The organism is Streptomyces sp. NPDC007346 (genome assembly GCF_040703535.1).
Lineage (GTDB): Bacteria > Actinomycetota > Actinomycetes > Streptomycetales > Streptomycetaceae > Streptomyces.
Genome location: NZ_JBEYKR010000156.1, coordinates 1 through 16,228, shown reverse-complemented (window position 1 = coordinate 16,228; position 16,228 = coordinate 1). Strand labels below are relative to the sequence as shown.

27 protein-coding genes and 1 pseudogene are annotated in these 16,228 nt (G+C 65.9%); 3 read left to right on the top strand and 25 right to left on the bottom strand.

Annotated elements, in window-relative coordinates; genetic code table 11:
- Positions 1 to 141: 141 nt before the first annotated feature.
- The 23 genes from AB0917_RS29120 to rpsJ form a co-directional block, all read right to left on the bottom strand.
- The gene (locus AB0917_RS29120) at positions 142 to 801 is read right to left on the bottom strand and encodes an adenylate kinase (protein ID WP_366822653.1); all 660 of its coding nucleotides are present in this window, start codon (positions 799 to 801) and stop codon (positions 142 to 144) included.
- Entirely contained in the window at positions 801 to 2,114 is a 1,314-nt protein-coding gene (gene secY / locus AB0917_RS29115; protein WP_366822652.1) for a preprotein translocase subunit SecY, read from the bottom strand. Before secY ends, AB0917_RS29120 begins: the two co-directional genes overlap by 1 nt.
- A gap of 380 nt (positions 2,115 to 2,494) precedes the next feature.
- Positions 2,495 to 2,950 carry a 50S ribosomal protein L15 gene (gene rplO / locus AB0917_RS29110; RefSeq protein WP_003966942.1) on the bottom strand — a complete coding sequence of 152 codons (456 nt, stop codon included), beginning with the start codon at positions 2,948 to 2,950 and terminating at the stop codon, positions 2,495 to 2,497.
- A 1-nt stretch (position 2,951) separates the two neighbouring features.
- A complete protein-coding gene (gene rpmD, locus AB0917_RS29105; RefSeq protein WP_015610734.1) occupies positions 2,952 to 3,134 on the bottom strand; it encodes a 50S ribosomal protein L30 in 183 nt (60 codons plus the stop codon).
- Complete coding sequence (rpsE, locus tag AB0917_RS29100; RefSeq protein ID WP_003966944.1) at positions 3,134 to 3,739, bottom strand: 30S ribosomal protein S5; 606 nt, start codon at positions 3,737 to 3,739, stop codon at positions 3,134 to 3,136. The genes rpmD and rpsE overlap by 1 nt, the downstream gene beginning before the upstream one ends.
- Positions 3,740 to 3,786: 47 nt before the next feature.
- Positions 3,787 to 4,170: a 50S ribosomal protein L18 gene (rplR, locus tag AB0917_RS29095; RefSeq protein WP_015610732.1), complete on the bottom strand. Its 384-nt coding sequence runs from the start codon at positions 4,168 to 4,170 to the stop codon at positions 3,787 to 3,789.
- Positions 4,171 to 4,172: 2 nt separating this feature from the next.
- Positions 4,173 to 4,712, bottom strand: coding sequence for a 50S ribosomal protein L6 (rplF, locus tag AB0917_RS29090; protein WP_366822651.1), 540 nt, complete (start codon positions 4,710 to 4,712; stop codon positions 4,173 to 4,175).
- A 21-nt stretch (positions 4,713 to 4,733) separates the two neighbouring features.
- Positions 4,734 to 5,132, bottom strand: coding sequence for a 30S ribosomal protein S8 (gene rpsH, locus AB0917_RS29085; protein WP_007446728.1), 399 nt, complete (start codon positions 5,130 to 5,132; stop codon positions 4,734 to 4,736).
- 224 nt (positions 5,133 to 5,356) lie between these two features.
- Positions 5,357 to 5,542 carry a type Z 30S ribosomal protein S14 gene (locus tag AB0917_RS29080; RefSeq protein ID WP_003948630.1) on the bottom strand — a complete coding sequence of 62 codons (186 nt, stop codon included), beginning with the start codon at positions 5,540 to 5,542 and terminating at the stop codon, positions 5,357 to 5,359.
- 2 nt (positions 5,543 to 5,544) lie between these two features.
- Entirely contained in the window at positions 5,545 to 6,102 is a 558-nt protein-coding gene (gene rplE, locus AB0917_RS29075; protein WP_003966948.1) for a 50S ribosomal protein L5, read from the bottom strand.
- Complete coding sequence (gene rplX / locus AB0917_RS29070; RefSeq protein ID WP_003966949.1) at positions 6,102 to 6,425, bottom strand: 50S ribosomal protein L24; 324 nt, start codon at positions 6,423 to 6,425, stop codon at positions 6,102 to 6,104. Before rplX ends, rplE begins: the two co-directional genes overlap by 1 nt.
- Before the next feature lie 2 nt (positions 6,426 to 6,427).
- A complete protein-coding gene (gene rplN, locus AB0917_RS29065; RefSeq protein WP_003966950.1) occupies positions 6,428 to 6,796 on the bottom strand; it encodes a 50S ribosomal protein L14 in 369 nt (122 codons plus the stop codon).
- 107 nt (positions 6,797 to 6,903) lie between these two features.
- Positions 6,904 to 7,188, bottom strand: a complete 285-nt coding sequence (rpsQ, locus tag AB0917_RS29060; protein WP_018960204.1) for a 30S ribosomal protein S17 — start codon at positions 7,186 to 7,188, stop codon at positions 6,904 to 6,906.
- Positions 7,188 to 7,412 carry a 50S ribosomal protein L29 gene (gene rpmC / locus AB0917_RS29055; protein ID WP_003966952.1) on the bottom strand — a complete coding sequence of 75 codons (225 nt, stop codon included), beginning with the start codon at positions 7,410 to 7,412 and terminating at the stop codon, positions 7,188 to 7,190. The genes rpsQ and rpmC overlap by 1 nt, the downstream gene beginning before the upstream one ends.
- Complete coding sequence (gene rplP, locus AB0917_RS29050; protein ID WP_003966953.1) at positions 7,412 to 7,831, bottom strand: 50S ribosomal protein L16; 420 nt, start codon at positions 7,829 to 7,831, stop codon at positions 7,412 to 7,414. Before rplP ends, rpmC begins: the two co-directional genes overlap by 1 nt.
- 5 nt (positions 7,832 to 7,836) lie before the next feature.
- Entirely contained in the window at positions 7,837 to 8,673 is an 837-nt protein-coding gene (gene rpsC, locus AB0917_RS29045; protein WP_007446736.1) for a 30S ribosomal protein S3, read from the bottom strand.
- On the bottom strand, positions 8,673 to 9,020 hold the full coding sequence (rplV, locus tag AB0917_RS29040) for a 50S ribosomal protein L22 (protein WP_026290933.1): 348 nt from the start codon (positions 9,018 to 9,020) through the stop codon (positions 8,673 to 8,675). The genes rpsC and rplV overlap by 1 nt, the downstream gene beginning before the upstream one ends.
- A 43-nt stretch (positions 9,021 to 9,063) precedes the next feature.
- Complete coding sequence (gene rpsS / locus AB0917_RS29035) at positions 9,064 to 9,345, bottom strand: 30S ribosomal protein S19 (protein WP_003966956.1); 282 nt, start codon at positions 9,343 to 9,345, stop codon at positions 9,064 to 9,066.
- 12 nt (positions 9,346 to 9,357) lie between these two features.
- Positions 9,358 to 10,194, bottom strand: a complete 837-nt coding sequence (gene rplB / locus AB0917_RS29030) for a 50S ribosomal protein L2 (RefSeq protein ID WP_018510594.1) — start codon at positions 10,192 to 10,194, stop codon at positions 9,358 to 9,360.
- A gap of 39 nt (positions 10,195 to 10,233) precedes the next feature.
- The gene (rplW, locus tag AB0917_RS29025; RefSeq protein ID WP_007446738.1) at positions 10,234 to 10,557 is read right to left on the bottom strand and encodes a 50S ribosomal protein L23; all 324 of its coding nucleotides are present in this window, start codon (positions 10,555 to 10,557) and stop codon (positions 10,234 to 10,236) included.
- Positions 10,557 to 11,207 (bottom strand): 50S ribosomal protein L4, encoded by a 651-nt coding sequence (gene rplD / locus AB0917_RS29020; protein ID WP_366822650.1) that lies wholly within the window; start codon positions 11,205 to 11,207, stop codon positions 10,557 to 10,559. Before rplD ends, rplW begins: the two co-directional genes overlap by 1 nt.
- A 4-nt stretch (positions 11,208 to 11,211) precedes the next feature.
- Entirely contained in the window at positions 11,212 to 11,856 is a 645-nt protein-coding gene (rplC, locus tag AB0917_RS29015) for a 50S ribosomal protein L3 (RefSeq protein ID WP_003966960.1), read from the bottom strand.
- A gap of 14 nt (positions 11,857 to 11,870) precedes the next feature.
- The gene (gene rpsJ, locus AB0917_RS29010; protein ID WP_003948644.1) at positions 11,871 to 12,179 is read right to left on the bottom strand and encodes a 30S ribosomal protein S10; all 309 of its coding nucleotides are present in this window, start codon (positions 12,177 to 12,179) and stop codon (positions 11,871 to 11,873) included.
- A 425-nt stretch (positions 12,180 to 12,604) separates the two neighbouring features.
- On the opposite strand from rpsJ, the pseudogene AB0917_RS29005 reads away from it, so the two are divergent.
- Together AB0917_RS29005 and AB0917_RS29000 are read left to right on the top strand one after the other, a co-directional pair.
- A pseudogene (locus tag AB0917_RS29005) lies at positions 12,605 to 12,793 on the top strand (hypothetical protein); the annotation flags it as partial.
- Positions 12,794 to 12,878: 85 nt separating this feature from the next.
- A complete protein-coding gene (locus AB0917_RS29000) occupies positions 12,879 to 13,604 on the top strand; it encodes a trypsin-like serine protease (protein WP_366822649.1) in 726 nt (241 codons plus the stop codon).
- 179 nt (positions 13,605 to 13,783) lie between these two features.
- Here the strand turns inward: AB0917_RS29000 and AB0917_RS28995 are convergent, their stop codons facing one another.
- Entirely contained in the window at positions 13,784 to 14,185 is a 402-nt protein-coding gene (locus AB0917_RS28995) for a RidA family protein (RefSeq protein WP_366822648.1), read from the bottom strand.
- Positions 14,186 to 14,286: 101 nt separating this feature from the next.
- Here AB0917_RS28995 and AB0917_RS28990 point away from each other — a divergent pair, with 101 nt between their 5' ends.
- Positions 14,287 to 14,670, top strand: coding sequence for a helix-turn-helix domain-containing protein (locus AB0917_RS28990; protein ID WP_366822647.1), 384 nt, complete (start codon positions 14,287 to 14,289; stop codon positions 14,668 to 14,670).
- Between the two features lie 162 nt (positions 14,671 to 14,832).
- On the opposite strand, the gene tuf is transcribed toward AB0917_RS28990, so the two are convergent.
- Positions 14,833 to 16,026 (bottom strand): elongation factor Tu, encoded by a 1,194-nt coding sequence (gene tuf, locus AB0917_RS28985; RefSeq protein ID WP_366822646.1) that lies wholly within the window; start codon positions 16,024 to 16,026, stop codon positions 14,833 to 14,835.
- Positions 16,027 to 16,228 lie beyond the last annotated feature (202 nt).

Sequence of the window (16,228 nt, the reverse complement as noted above, 5' to 3'; positions counted from 1 at the left end):
CCCGAATCGGTGGCCAGCAGGCTGGCCTGGGCCCCGAGATAGCGCGACAGCGCCTCGACCCGGGGCCAGGCTTCCGGGGTGGTGTACAGGTGCGCCCTGGGGCGCCGCGGCCGACTGCACAGCGGTGGTACGGGGTGGGGCTCAGCTATCGGCGGACTGCTTCAGCGCCGCCATGGCCCGCTCGGTCACGTCGGTGACCTTGCCGAGCGCGGAGATGGTCACCACCAGGTCCTGGGACCGGTAGTAGTCGATGATCGGCTCGGTCTGGCTGTGGTAGACCTCCAGCCGGGTCCGGACCGTCTCCTCGCTGTCGTCGTCCCGCTGGTACAGCTCGCCGCCGCAGGCGTCGCAGACACCCTCGGTCTTCGGCGGGTTGTACGTCGCGTGGAAGACGTGCGCGCTGTCGTTGCGGCAGATGCGGCGACCCGCGATCCGCTTCACGACCTCTTCCTCGGGGACCTCCAGGTCGAGGACGGCGTCAAGCTTCACGCCCTCGTCCTTGAGCATCACGTCAAGGGCTTCGGCCTGACCCACGTTCCTGGGGAAGCCGTCCAGCAGGAAGCCGTTCTCGGCGTCCTCCTGGGACATGCGGTCCTTGGCCATCCCGATGGTGACTTCGTCCGGCACCAGCTGGCCCGCGTCCATGTAGGCGCGTGCCTGCTTGCCAAGGGCGGTGCCCTGGCTGATGTTGGCGCGGAAGAGGTCGCCCGTGGAGATGTGCGGAATCGACAGGTTCTTGGCAAGGTACGCAGCCTGCGTTCCCTTGCCGGCACCCGGAGGCCCGACGAGGACGATTCGCATCAGCGGAGGAACCCTTCGTAATTGCGCTGCTGGAGCTGACTCTCGATCTGCTTCACGGTTTCCAGACCCACACCCACGATGATGAGGATGCTCGTCCCGCCGAACGGGAAGTTCTGGTTCGCACCGCCGAAGCCTGCCAACGCCATCGTCGGCACCAGAGCGATCAGGCCCAGATACAGCGAGCCCGGCCAAGTGATCCTGTTGAGCACGTAGCTCAGGTACTCGGCAGTAGGTCGACCTGCCCGGATGCCCGGGATGAAGCCACCATACTTCTTCATGTTGTCGGCGACTTCGTCGGGGTTGAACGAAATAGCCACGTAGAAGAAGGCGAAGAACACGATGAGTACGAAGTACACCGCGATGTAATACGGGTGGTCACCCGTCACGAAGTGGTCCTGGATCCAGGTGGCCCAGCCCGAGGTGGACCCGGAGAACTGGACGATCAGTGACGGGATGAAGAGCAGCGAGGAGGCGAAGATGACGGGGATCACACCCGCCTGGTTCACCTTCAGCGGGATGTACGTCGACGTACCGCCGTAGGACCGGCGTCCGATCATGCGCTTCGCGTACTGCACCGGGATGCGGCGCTGGGCCTGCTCGACGAAGACGACGAGGGCGACCATGACGAAGCCGATGAGGATGACCGTGCCGAACTCGATCCAGCCGTCGGCCAGCTTGCCGCTCTCCTTGATGGCCCACAGGGCGCCGGGGAACGTGGCGGCGATCGAGATGAACATGAGGATCGACATGCCGTTGCCGATGCCCTTGTCGGTGATGAGCTCACCGAGCCACATGACGCAGGCGGTACCGGCGGTCATGGTGATGACCATGACCAGGGTCGTGAAGATCGATTTGTCCGCGACGATCTGGTTGGCCACGGAACAGTTCTGGAACAGCGCCCCGCTCCGGGCGGTGGCGACGAGGCCGGTGCCCTGGAGGACGGCCAGGGCGACCGTCAGATAACGCGTGTACTGCGTGATCTTCGCCGTGCCGGACTGGCCCTCCTTCTTGAGGGCTTCCAGCCGGGGGATCACGACGGTCAGCAGCTGAAGGATGATGCTGGCCGTGATGTACGGCATGATGCCGAGCGCGAAGATGGTGATCTGCAACAGGGCGCCACCGCTGAACATCTGCATCAGACCGAGCAGGCCACCCGAATCGGCCTGGTCGATGCACTGCTGGACCTTCGCGTAGTCGACGCCGGGAGCCGGGACGTGGGCCCCGAGCCGGTAGATCACGATGATGCCGAGCGTGAAGAGCAGCTTCTTGCGCAGGTCGGGCGTCTTGAACGCTCGGGCGAACGCGGTGAACACGGTGCCTCCTGCGACCCCCGCGCTATGCGTCAGAGGCGACGGGTCTGGATGGGACTGGATGGGATCGGATACAAGGCAGCCCTACATCGTAAGGAGGCCACAAAAGATTAACGGCGCCACCCTACCCGGCCCGGGACTGAGCAGGAAACACACACTGCACACCGGTGCAACGCCTGTTCCCCCGCCCGCGCCGTGAAAGACCGGCCAAGCCACACCATTTGGGACGTGAACGCCCCTCGGCTCCCCCACCGCCGGTGCGGTGGACACCCGTTCAACCTTTCCCGAGCCTTTACGGTTCCCGTACAGCGCCACAAACACGAAAAAGCCCGGCCGGCCACCTCCGAGGAGGCGACCGGCCGGGCTCAGGTCTGTACCGGGGCTCAGACGAGCTCGGTGACCGTACCGCCGGCGGCGGTGATCTTCTCCTTGGCGGAGCCGGAGACGGCGTCAACCGAAACCTGCAGCGCCACGGAGATCTCGCCCTGTCCGAGGACCTTGACGAGGTGGTTGTTGCGCACAGCGCCCTTGGCGACCAGGTCGGCCACCGTGACCTCTCCACCCTCGGGGTAGAGCGTCGCGAGCTTGTCCAGGTTCACGACCTGGTACTCCGTGCGGAACGGGTTCTTGAAGCCCTTGAGCTTCGGGAGACGCATGTGGAGGGGCATCTGGCCACCCTCGAAGCGCTCCGGAACCTGGTAACGGGCCTTCGTACCCTTGGTACCACGGCCTGCGGTCTTACCCTTGGACGCCTCACCACGACCCACACGGGTCTTGGCGGTCTTGGCGCCCGGGGCAGGCCGGAGGTTGTGGGCCTTCAGCGGGCTGTTCTCCGCCATGTCAGTCAACCTCCTCAACCGTCACGAGGTGGCGGACGGTGTTGGCCATTCCGCGGAACTCGGGGCGGTCCTCCTTGACAACCGAGTCGTTCAGGCGCTTGAGCCCGAGCGAACGCAGGGTGTCGCGGTGGTTCTGCTTGCTGCCGATGTACGACTTCGTCTGCGTGATCTTGAGGCGAGCCATTACGCACCCGCTCCCGCACGCGCACGGAGCAGAGCCGCGGGGGCGACGTCCTCGAGGGGCAGACCGCGGCGGGCCGCGATCTCCTCGGGACGCTGCAGGCCCTGGAGGGCCGCCACGGTCGCGTGCACGATGTTGATCGCGTTGGACGAGCCAAGCGACTTCGACAGGATGTCGTGAACGCCGGCGCACTCGAGCACGGCACGCACCGGGCCACCGGCGATAACACCGGTACCGGGGGACGCCGGCTTGAGCAGGACGACGCCCGCAGCCTTCTCGCCCGTGATCGGGTGAGGGATGGTGCCCTGGATACGCGGAACCTTGAAGAAGTTCTTCTTGGCCTCTTCAACGCCCTTGGCGATGGCCGCGGGAACTTCCTTGGCCTTGCCGTATCCGACACCGACGGTGCCGTCACCATCGCCCACCACGACCAGCGCGGTGAAGCTGAAGCGACGACCACCCTTCACAACCTTGGCGACGCGGTTGATCGCGACGACGCGCTCGACGTACGCGGTCTTCTCGGCGGCGCTGGCGCCACCGTCACGGCCCTTCCGGTCCCGCCGCTCGCCGCCACCGGCACCGCTTCCGCGGCGCTGGGGTCCAGCCATTGGATTTACCTCTCTCTGTTACGTCCGCTGTGCGTAGGAACCGGGGCTTAGAACTTCAGCCCGGCTTCACGGGCGGCGTCAGCCAGAGCGGCAATCCGCCCGGCGTACTGGTTACCACCGCGGTCAAACACGACGGCCTCGACGCCTGCGGCCTTGGCACGCTCGGCGACCAGGGCGCCGACCTGCTGGGCCTGAGCGCTCTTGTCACCCTCGCCACCACGGATCGAGGTGTCCAGGGTCGACGCCGACGCGAGCGTGTGGCCCGCGATGTCGTCGATGACCTGGGCCACGATGTGGCGGTTGGAACGCGTCACGACCAAGCGGGGACGCTCCGGCGAGCCGGAGATGTGCTTGCGGACGCGGATGTGGCGGCGCTTGAGGGCGGCACGCTTGTACGCGTCGCCCTTGGCGATCTTCACACCGTATGCCATGGCTACTTACCAGCCTTTCCGACCTTGCGGCGGATGACCTCGCCCGCGTACTTGACGCCCTTGGCCTTGTACGGGTCGGGCTTCCGCAGCTTGCGGATGTTGGCGGCTACCTCGCCGACCTTCTGCTTGTCGATGCCCTCGACGCTGAGCTTCGTGGGCGACTCGACCTTGAAGGTGATGCCTTCCGGAGCCTCGATGAGGATCGGGTGGCTGTAGCCCAGGGCGAACTCCAGGTTGGAGCCCTTCGCCTGGACGCGGTAACCGACACCGCTGATCTCGAGCGCCTTGCTGTAACCCGTGGTCACACCGGTGATCATGTTCGCCACCAGCGTGCGGGACAGGCCGTGGAGGGCCTTGTTCTGACGCTCGTCGTTCGGGCGGGAGACGTTGAGCACGCCGTCCTCACCCTTGGAGACCTCGATCGGCGCGGAAACGGTGTGCGTGAGGGAACCCTTGGGGCCCTTCACGGCGACCGTACGGCCATCGATGGTGACGTCCACACCGGCGGGAACCTGGATGGGGAGCTTGCCGATTCGCGACATGAGCTTTCCTTCCTTTCCCGACTACCAGACGTAGGCGAGGACTTCCCCACCTACGCCCTTCTTGCCTGCCTGCTGGCCGGTCAGGAGGCCGTGGGACGTGGAGATGATCGCCACGCCCAGACCGCCGAGGACCTTCGGCAGGTTGGTGGACTTTGCGTATACACGCAGACCCGGCTTCGAAATACGCTTGATGCCGGCGATCGAGCGCTCGCGGTTCGGGCCGAACTTCAGCTCGAGGACGAGGTTCTTGCCGACCTCGGCGTCCTCGACCTTCCAGCCGGTGATGAAGCCCTCCTGCTGGAGGATCTCCGCGATGTGCGACTTGATCTTGCTGTGCGGCATCGAGACATCGTCGTGATATGCCGAGTTCGCGTTACGCAGACGCGTGAGCATGTCTGCGATGGGATCAGTCATGGTCATGAGTTGGCCTTCGGCCTCTCTCGCCGGGGTTTCCTGTATGCGCCATCCCTCTCCCCACTCAGTGGTGGGACGGGTGCGGTGCGGGGACCTACGGCGTAGTAAGTCGGTCTTGGGCGGCAGGCGCCCAACCCTTCAAGCCTACGGCATGAAAAGCGGGGCTCCTGCCGACCCAGATGCTTACCGAGAGTCTCCGGAACTTCCCTTCGCCCTAGGGCGGAGGAGAGTTACCAGGAGCTCTTGGTCACGCCCGGCAGCTCGCCACGGTGAGCCATCTCACGAAGGCACACGCGGCACAGGCCGAACTTGCGGTAGACGGAGTGGGGCCGGCCGCAGCGCTGGCAGCGGGTGTACCCGCGAACGCCGAACTTCGGCTTACGGGCGGCCTTAGCGATCAGAGCCTTCTTCGCCACGGTCAGTTCTCCTTGAACGGGAAGCCGAGGTGACGAAGGAGGGCACGACCCTCGTCGTCGTTGGTCGCCGTGGTGACCACGGTGATGTCCATGCCCCGGACCCGGTCGATCTTGTCCTGGTCGATCTCGTGGAACATGACCTGCTCCGTGAGACCGAAGGTGTAGTTGCCACGGCCGTCGAACTGCTTCGGCGACAGGCCACGGAAGTCACGGATACGCGGCAGCGCGAGCGACAGCGTACGGTCCAGGAACTCCCACATCCGGTCACCGCGGAGGGTGACGTGGCAGCCGATCGGCTGGCCCTCGCGCAGCTTGAACTGCGCGATGGACTTGCGGGCCTTGGTGACGGCCGGCTTCTGACCGGTGATCGTGGTGAGGTCCTTGACGGCACCGTCGATCAGCTTGGAGTCGCGGGCGGCGTCGCCCACACCCATGTTGACCACGATCTTGACCAGACCGGGAACCTGCATGACGTTCTCGTACGAGAACTCCTCACGCAGCTTGCCGGCGATTTCCTCGCGGTAGCGCGTCTTGAGACGCGGCGCAGTGGTGGCAGTCATCAGATGTCCTCACCGGTCCGCTTGGCAACGCGGATCTTGTTGCCCTCGTCGTCAAAGCGGTAGCCGACGCGGGTGACAACCTTGTTGCCGTCCTTCTCCACGACCAGCTGTACGTTGCTGACGTGGATCGGGGCCTCGGTGGTGACAATGCCACCCGTCTGCGAACCGCGAGCCGTCTGACCGGCCTTGGTGTGCTTCTTGACCCGGTTGACACCCTCGACGAGGACGCGGTCCTGAGCGGGGTAGGCCACGATGACCTTGCCCTGCTTGCCCTTGTCCTTACCGGTGATGACCTGAACCAGGTCGCCCTTCTTGATCTTCATGCTTACAGCACCTCCGGCGCGAGCGAGATGATCTTCATGAACTTCTTCTCGCGCAGCTCTCGGCCCACGGGGCCGAAGATGCGGGTGCCGCGGGGGTCGCCGTCGTTCTTCAGAATGACGGCGGCGTTCTCGTCGAAGCGGATGTACGAGCCATCCTGACGACGACGCTCCTTGACGGTGCGAACGATGACGGCCTTGACGACGTCACCCTTCTTCACGTTGCCACCGGGGATCGCGTCCTTGACGGTGGCGACGATGACGTCACCGATACCCGCGTAGCGGCGACCCGAGCCACCGAGAACACGAATGGTGAGAATTTCCTTCGCACCCGTGTTGTCGGCGACGCGCAGTCGCGACTCCTGCTGGATCACGTCTATCTCCTGATCGTCTGCCGGTTCCCGGCGGGTGCCTCTCCGTTACCGGGGAGGCACCACACCGAGCCTGGCGGAACTGACCTGAGGGGAATGCCCCTCAGGAATTACTTGGCCTTCTCGAGGATCTCGACGATGCGCCAGCGCTTCGAGGCCGACAGCGGACGCGTCTCCATGATGATGACGCGGTCGCCGACGCCCGCAGAGTTCTGCTCGTCGTGGGCCTTGAGCTTGTTGGTACGGCGGATGACCTTGCCGTACAGCGCGTGCTTGACGCGGTCCTCGACAGCGACGACGACGGTCTTGTCCATCTTGTCGCTGACGACCAGACCCTCACGGGTCTTGCGGAAACCGCGGTCGGTGTTCGTCTCAGTCACAGTCTTCTCGCTCATCAGGCGCTCTCCACCGTCTCGATGCCCAGCTCGCGCTCACGCATCAGGGTGTAGATCCGGGCGATGTCCTTACGGACGGACTTGAGCCGGCCGTGGTTCTCGAGCTGGCCCGTCGCCGCCTGGAAGCGGAGGTTGAACAGCTCTTCCTTGGCTTCGCGGAGCTTGTTGAGGAGCTCCTCGTCGCCCAGCTCGCGCAGCTCGGACGCCTTGGTACCGGCCGACATCACGACTCACCTGCCTCGCGCCGAACGATCCGGCACTTCATCGGAAGCTTGTGAGCAGCGCGGGTGAGCGCCTCACGAGCAATCTTCTCGTTCGGGTAGGACAGCTCGAACATCACCCGACCCGGCTTGACGTTCGCGATCCACCACTCGGGAGAACCCTTACCGGAACCCATGCGGGTCTCGGCGGGCTTCTTCGTCAGGGGACGGTCCGGGTAGATGTTGATCCAGACCTTGCCGCCACGCTTGATGTGACGGGTCATCGCGATACGAGCGGACTCGATCTGACGGTTCGTCACGTACGCCGGGGTCAGCGCCTGGATGCCGTACTCGCCGAACGCAACCTGCGTGCCACCCTTGGACATACCGCTGCGCTTCGGGTGGTGCTGCTTGCGGTGCTTGACCCTACGGGGGATCAGCATTTCGGTCAGGCCTCCGTTCCGGTGCTCTCAGCAGCCGGAGCAGCGGCGGCGGGAGCGTCGGCCTTGGGGGCCTCGGCTGCCGGCGACTGCTGCGGCTTACGGCCGCGACCGCCACGCTCGCCACCACGGCCACCGCGGCCGGCCGGGCGGTCAGCGCCGCCGCGGGCCGGACGGTTACCGGCGCGGGCCGCGGCGTTCTCGGCGCGAACCTCGGCGATGTTCTTGACGTCGCCCTTGTAGATCCAGACCTTCACGCCGATGCGGCCGAAGGTCGTCTTGGCCTCGAAGAAGCCGTAGTCCACGTTGGCCCGGAGCGTGTGCAGGGGCACGCGGCCCTCGCGGTAGAACTCCGAGCGGGACATCTCGGCGCCGCCGAGGCGACCGCCGCACTGGATCTTGATGCCCTTGGCGCCGGCCTTCATCGAGCTCTGCATGCTCTTGCGCATGGCACGACGGAAGGAGACGCGGGAGGAGAGCTGCTCGGCGACGGCCTGGGCCACCAGCTGAGCGTCCACCTCGGGGTTCTTGACCTCGAGGATGTTCAGCTGGACCTGCTTGCCGGTCAGCTTCTCCAGCTCGCCGCGGATGCGATCGGCCTCGGCGCCACGGCGACCGATGACGATGCCCGGACGGGCGGTGTGGATGTCAACGCGGACGCGGTCGCGGGTGCGCTCGATCTCGACCTTCGAGATGCCGGCCCGCTCCATGCCCTTCGTCATCATGCGACGAATGGCGACGTCTTCCTTGACGTAGTCCTTGTACAGCTTGTCGGCGTACCAGCGGGACTTGAAGTCCGTGGTGATGCCGAGCCGGAACCCGTGCGGGTTTACCTTCTGGCCCATTACCGGGTTCCTTCCTTGCTGCTGACGACCACGGTGATGTGGCTGGTCCGCTTACGGATCCGGTAGGCACGGCCCTGAGCACGCGGACGGAACCGCTTCAGGGTCGGGCCCTCGTCCACATACGCCTCGCTGATGACCAGCGAAGAGGCGTCAGGGTGGTCGTAGTTGTGTGCAGCGTTGGCAATGGCGCTGTCCAGCACCTTGCCAACCGGCACGCTCGCGGCCTGCGGGGCGAAACGCAGGACCGCCTGAGCCTCCGTGGCATCCATGCCACGGATGAGGTCCACCACTCGGCGGGCCTTCATGGGCGTGACGCGGATGTACCGCGCCTGGGCCCTGGCTTCCATGGTTGTCCCTTCGGTGTGAGTCATAGTCGTTTCCACCCCGCGCTTAGCGGCGCTTCGACTTCCGGTCGTCCTTGACGTGGCCGCGGAAGGTGCGAGTCGGCGAGAACTCGCCGAGCTTGTGGCCGACCATCGACTCGGTGACGAACACCGGGACGTGGATCTTGCCGTTGTGCACCGCGATGGTGTGACCCAGCATGGCCGGGACGATCATCGAGCGACGGGACCAGGTCTTGATGACGTTCTTGGTGCCTGCCTCGTTCTGTACGTCCACCTTCTTGATGAGGTGGCCGTCGACGAAGGGCCCCTTCTTGAGACTGCGCGGCATCTAAACCCGCTCCTAGCGCTTCTTGTTCGTCTTGCGGCGGCGGACGATGTACTTGTTGCTCGCCTTCTTGGGAGAACGAGTACGACCCTCCTTCTGACCCCACGGCGAGACCGGGTGGCGACCACCGGAGGTCTTGCCCTCACCACCACCGTGCGGGTGGTCAACCGGGTTCATCGCGACACCGCGGACGGTCGGGCGAACGCCCTTCCAGCGCATGCGGCCGGCCTTGCCCCAGTTGATGTTCGACTGCTCGGCGTTGCCGACCTCGCCGATCGTGGCGCGGCAGCGGGCGTCGACCAGGCGGATCTCACCCGACGGCATACGAAGGTGGGCCATGGTGCCCTCCTTCGCCAGCAGCTGCACGGAGGCACCCGCGGAACGGGCGAACTTCGCGCCGCCGCCGGGCCGCAGCTCGATGGCGTGGATGGTCGTACCGACCGGGATGTTGCGCAGCGCCAGGTTGTTGCCCGGCTTGATGTCGGCGCCCGGACCGTTCTCGACACGGTCACCCTGCGACAGGCCACGGGGAGCGACGATGTAACGCTTCTCGCCGTCCGCGTAGTGCAGCAGCGCGATGCGCGCGGTGCGGTTGGGGTCGTACTCGATGTGCGCGACCTTGGCCGGCACGCCGTCCTTGTCGTGACGACGGAAGTCGATCACTCGGTAGGCGCGCTTGTGGCCACCACCCTGGTGGCGAACGGTCACACGACCGGCGTTGTTACGGCCGCCCTTGCTGTGCAGAGGGCGGACCAGCGACTTCTCCGGCGTGGACCGCGTGATCTCGACAAAGTCGGCGACGCTGGAGCCACGACGGCCCGGGGTCGTCGGCTTGTACTTGCGGATACCCATTTCTCAGTCCTCGTCCGATTCCGGACGACTCGACCTCACTTAAGAGGTCGGGCCGCCGAAGATGTCGATACGGTCGCCCTCGGCGAGGGTCACGATGGCGCGCTTCGTGTCGGAGCGCTTGCCGAAGCCGGTCTTGGTGCGCTTGCGCTTACCCTGCCGGTTGATCGTGTTGACCCCGGTGACCTTGACCGAGAAGACCGCTTCCACGGCCTGCTTGATCTGGGTCTTGTTGGAGCCCGGCGCGACGATGAACGTGTACTTGTTCTCATCGAGCAGCGCGTAGCTCTTCTCGGAGACCACGGGCTTGACGAGAACGTCACGCGGGTCCGAGTACGTCTTGCTGGTAACGGTCGCCTCGCTCATCAGGCGTCGCTCCCTTCGGTCTCAGCGGTCTGGGGGCCAGACACGAAGGACTCGAAAGCGGCCTGGGTGAAGACCACGTCGTCAGAGACGATCACGTCGTACGTGTTGAGCTGGCCCGGCTCCAGGATGTGCACCTGGGGCAGGTTGCGCGCGGACAGCCACGCGGCCTCGTCGGCGCGGTCGACGACCAGGAGCAGGTTCTGGCGCTCCGAGATCTTGCCGAACAGCGTCTTGGCGGCCTTCGTGGAGACGGCACCCTCGACCACGCCGGTGACGACGTGGATACGGGAGTGACGGGCCCGGTCCGACAGGGCACCGCGCAGGGCGGCGGCCTTCATCTTCTTCGGGGTCCGCTGCGAGTAGTCACGCGGCTGCGGGCCGTGGACGACGCCACCACCGGCGAACTGCGGGGCGCGGGTCGAACCCTGACGGGCGCGGCCGGTGCCCTTCTGGCGGTAGGGCTTCTTGCCACCACCGCGGACTTCACCGCGGCGCTTGGTCTTGTGCGTGCCCTGACGGGCAGCCGCCAGCTGAGCGACAACGACCTGGTGGATCAGCGGAACGCTGGTCTTCGCGTCGAAGATCTCCGAGGGGAGGTCGACGGTACCGGCCTTGTCGCCTGCCGGCGAAAGGATGTCAATGGTGCTCATTACCTCAAGCCCCCTTGGCCGCGGTACGGACCAGGACGAGGCCGCCGTTCGGACCGGGGACCGCGCCCTTGATGAGGAGCAGACCCTTCTCCGCGTCAACCGCGTGGATGGTCAGGTTCTGGGTGGTGACGCGCTCGTTACCCATACGGCCCGCCATGCGCATGCCCTTGAAGACACGCCCAGGGGTGGCGCAGCCACCGATGGAACCGGGGGAACGGTGCTTGCGCTGGGTGCCGTGCCCGGCGCCGAGGCCCTTGAAGTTGTGACGCTTCATGACACCGGCGAAGCCCTTGCCCTTGCTCTTGCCCGTGACGTCGACCTTGACGCCGGACTCGAACACCTCGGCAGTGACCTCCTGGCCCAGCGTGTACTCGCTGGCGTCAGGGGTGCGGAGCTCCACCAGGTGGCGGCGCGGGGTGACGTCGGCCTTGGCGAAGTGACCCTTGAGGGGCTTGTTCACCTTGCGCGGGTCGATCTCGCCGAAGGCGATCTGCACCGCTTCGTAGCCGTCGCTGTCGTTCGTACGGACCTGCGTCACGACGCACGGACCGGCCTTGACGACGGTCACCGGGACAACCCGGTTGTTCTCGTCCCAGACCTGGGTCATGCCGAGCTTCTCGCCCAGGACGCCCTTGATGTTCTTGCTCATCTCGGCCCGTCCCCTCAGAGCTTGATCTCGATGTCGACGCCCGCCGGCAGGTCGAGGCGCATCAGCGAGTCAACCGTCTTCGGCGTGGGGTCGAGGATGTCGATGAGGCGCTTGTGGGTGCGCATCTCGAAGTGCTCGCGAGAGTCCTTGTACTTGTGCGGCGACTTGATGACGCAGTACACGTTCTTCTCAGTGGGCAGCGGCACCGGGCCCGCGACCGACGCACCAGTGCGGGTCACCGTCTCGACGATCTTCTTCGCCGAGGAGTCGATGACCTCGTGGTCGTAGGCCTTGAGCCGGATGCGGATCTTCTGTCCCGCCATGGCTACTAGTAGTCCTGTCTCTCGTAACGCTCTGGAACCCAGGGGTTCTCTGGACTCCTCCTCCGACCCACGCGGTCGGGCGTGTCGCATCCCCTCTACGAAAATCTCCCGAAGGAGATCCCAACCAAGGGGGTGCGGGCCCTGGGACCGCGGAACCGGGGGCGGAACACCCACCGGGTGCCTGGCCGGCGCCCTGCATTGCTTCCCGGAAGATTCCCGTACGTCCGACCCATACAGAGTCGACGAGTACCGTGGGACTCGCTTCCGGTCCTCCCGGCGGGAGGCGCGCAGCATTGACACTCAACCGAGCAACCTGGTCAGTGTGCCATACGGGGCGCGAGCCTGGCCAATCGAGTCGGGAATCCTACCCCGAGCGAGCGAGTGCTCAAACGCGGGCGCGCATCCGGCGGCGCCGCACCACCGCCCGAGGCGCCGCCCGGCGGCTGTACGAGCGACACGGGTTCGCCCCGGAGGGACAGGACCCCGTCGACGTGTTCCTGGTACGCGCCCCGCCTCCTGCCCCGGCTCCGAACTCCGTGCCCGGACGCCTGACGCGTAGGTGGCGCTACCTAGAGTTCGCCGGGGCAGAACACCGCGTTATGGGAAAGCGTTAGTACCCGGCCGATTGGTTCTTCGACACCCTAGGGCCGTCAACCCCCACAGACACGCCCCTCAGCGTGTTCCCCGAAATGAGGAACCATGCGAATAGCAAGGCTAGTTCCCGCTGCTCTCGCCGCCGCGGCCACCGTCCTCGCTCTTCTCACCCCCGCCGCCACCGCGGCCCCGCAGCCCCCGCTGACGGACGCCCCGCCCCCGACCACGCAGATCATCGGCGGCGGCTACGCGTCCAACGCTCCATGGGCCGCGCGGCTCTTCTCGCAGGGCAGAGAGACCTGTTCGGCGACGATCATCGCGCCGACCTGGATCCTCACCGCCCGGCACTGTGTCACGGGCGGCGGCCTGTCGTTCCGCATCGGCAGCCTGGACCAGCACAGCGGCGGTGTGGTGGCCAACGGCGTCCAGACGTACAACCACAGCGCGGACATCTCCCTGGTCCGCCTGGACCGCTCCGTCCAGACGACCTACTCCCGCCTCGGCAACCCCGGCACGGTGAGCGTCGGGCAGAACGTCCAGGTCTGGGGCTGGGGCGCCACCTCGCAGTGCGGCTCCGAGGCCAACTGCCAGTCGCGCTACCTGAAGGTCGCCAACGTGACGGTGACCAGCGGTTGCAGTGACGCGTACGGCGGCTCGGCCATCTGCGCCCGGCGCGGCAACGGCATCACCGCCGGCGGCGACTCCGGCGGCCCGATGACGCTGAACGGCATCCAGGTCGGCGTGGCCTCCACCAGTGACCGGCAGACCACGACGGCGTACACGAACGTCACCGCGTACCGCTCCTGGATCCAGTCCATCGCGGGCGTCTGACCGGCAGTCCCACCCGGGGGCGGCGGCACCTGACCGACCGCCGCCCCTGTAAGACCGTAGGGCCCCCTTACCTCGCCGCCCTGAGGTACCGGGGCCCTACATCCATGACAGCCCCGACAGCCGTGCACGGGGCTTCGCCCGCCGGTTGTTGGTGGGACGTGCGAGGGGGATGGGATACCTCAGGCGGGCAGGTTCCTGTCGATGACGCAGCTGATCTCGACGACCTGGCCGGGCAAGGTCAGTTCAGTGACGCCCAGGACCGTGCTGGCCGGGCGGTGGTCGCCGAAGTACCCCAGGTTGCCCTCCGCCGTCGCCGCGGCGTTCTGCCGCAGGTTCACCACGTACAGGACCTGTGAGACGACCTGGTTCCGGGTGGCGCCGTAGTGGTCCAGGACCTTGTCCATGTTGGCGTAGGTCTGCTTGAGCTGGGCGGCGAAGTCCCCCGCATACAGGAACTCGCCTGCCTCGTCGAACGAGAGCTGCCCGGAGACGTGGATCAGCTCGCCGGACCTGATCGCCTGTGAGTAGCCGAAGTCGCTCTCGGCCGGCACGTCGTAGGTGAAGACATCGATGGTGGCCATGGTGCTCGCCCTTCCGATCTACTCTCTTGTGGTTACTCGGAAACTGTAAGAGAGTATGGGCTGACCTGGAAGAACGCACTTTTCGGTGACTGAGGAACCTGATGGTGACCAAGCAACTGCTCACGGGCCTGCCCGAGGACGCTGACCTGCGGCGGGCTGACTCCCTGGCACGGGAGATCTTCTCGGACGTCGCCAACAAGTGGGCGCTCCTGATCATCGAGGCGCTCGGCGACCGCACCCTGCGCTTCAGCGAGCTGCGGAACGAGGTCGAGGGCATCAGCCACAAGATGCTCACCCAGAACCTGCGCATGCTGGAGCGCAACGGCCTGGTCGACCGGAAGGCGCACCCCACCGTGCCGCCGCGCGTCGAGTACACCCTCACCGCTCCGGGCCGGGCCCTGCGCACCGCGGTCGACGCCATATGCGGCTGGACCCACCAGCACCTCGGTCACATCGAGAGTGCGCGCGGCCGTTTCGACGCCTGACGGGCATGCAGCGACGCCCTCGTGCGTTGCGCGGTCCCTTGGCGCACGGGCCGCCCCCCTGAGGGCCTGCGGGCATGGCGAAGGGCCCCGCGCCTCTTGCGAGGTGCGGGGCCCTTCGTATGACTCGATGAGCCACCAGGTCAAGGACGACCAAGCAGAGAACTACTTGATGATCTTGGTGACCTGGCCGGCGCCCACGGTCCGGCCACCCTCACGGATGGCGAACTTCAGGCCCTCTTCCATGGCGACCGGCTGGATCAGCGCGACGTCCATGAGGGTGTTGTCACCCGGCATGACCATCTCGGTGCCCTCGGGAAGGGTCACAACGCCCGTCACGTCCGTGGTACGGAAGTAGAACTGCGGGCGGTAGTTGTTGAAGAACGGGGTGTGACGGCCACCCTCGTCCTTCGACAGGATGTAGGACTGCGCCTGGAACTCGGTGTGCGGCGTGACCGAACCCGGCTTGATGATGACCTGGCCGCGCTCGACGTCCTCGCGCTTGATGCCACGGAGGAGCAGACCGACGTTCTCACCGGCCTGGCCCTCGTCGAGCAGCTTGCGGAACATCTCGATGCCGGTGACCGTGGTGGTGGTCTTCTCGGTCTTGATACCGACGATGTCGACGGTCTCGTTGACCTTCAGGACACCACGCTCGATACGGCCGGTGACGACCGTACCGCGACCGGTGATCGTGAAGACGTCCTCGATCGGCATGAGGAACGGCTTCTCGACGTCACGCTCGGGCTGCGGGATGGCCTCGTCGACAGCCTTCATCAGGTTGAGGACGGACTCGCCCCACTCCTTGTCGCCCTCGAGCGCCTTGAGCGCCGAGACCTTGACGACCGGAACGTCGTCGCCCGGGAACTCGTACTCGGAGAGGAGCTCACGGACCTCGAGCTCGACGAGCTCCAGGATCTCCTCGTCGTCCACCATGTCGGCCTTGTTCAGGGCGACGACGATGTACGGAACGCCGACCTGGCGGGCCAGGAGCACGTGCTCCTTGGTCTGCGGCATCGGGCCGTCGGTGGCGGCCACCACGAGGATGGCGCCGTCCATCTGCGCGGCACCCGTGATCATGTTCTTGATGTAGTCCGCGTGACCGGGGCAGTCGACGTGCGCGTAGTGACGCGACTCCGTCTGGTACTCGACGTGCGAGATGGAGATGGTGATCCCGCGCTGGCGCTCCTCGGGCGCCTTGTCGATCATGTCGAAGGCCGAGGCCTCGTTCAGGTCCGGGTACGCGTCGTGCAGCACCTTGGTAATGGCGGCCGTGAGGGTCGTCTTACCGTGGTCGATGTGACCGATGGTGCCGATGTTGACGTGCGGCTTAGTCCGCTCGAACTTTGCCTTCGCCACTGGGGTCCTCCTGAGTGGTTCTGTACGCCTTGCTTCATCGGCGCCAGGTGATCTTTGCTGGGGTGCCGGCGCCGGGGGGTGGGGGCGACAAGTGGGCGGGCGACGGCCCCCCAACCCCCCCCCCCCGGGGTACAACAAAAACCAATAGTAAAGGGGGAATTTAATCCCCTATAAAAGAAAAGATTAGAAATACGGCGGTAAG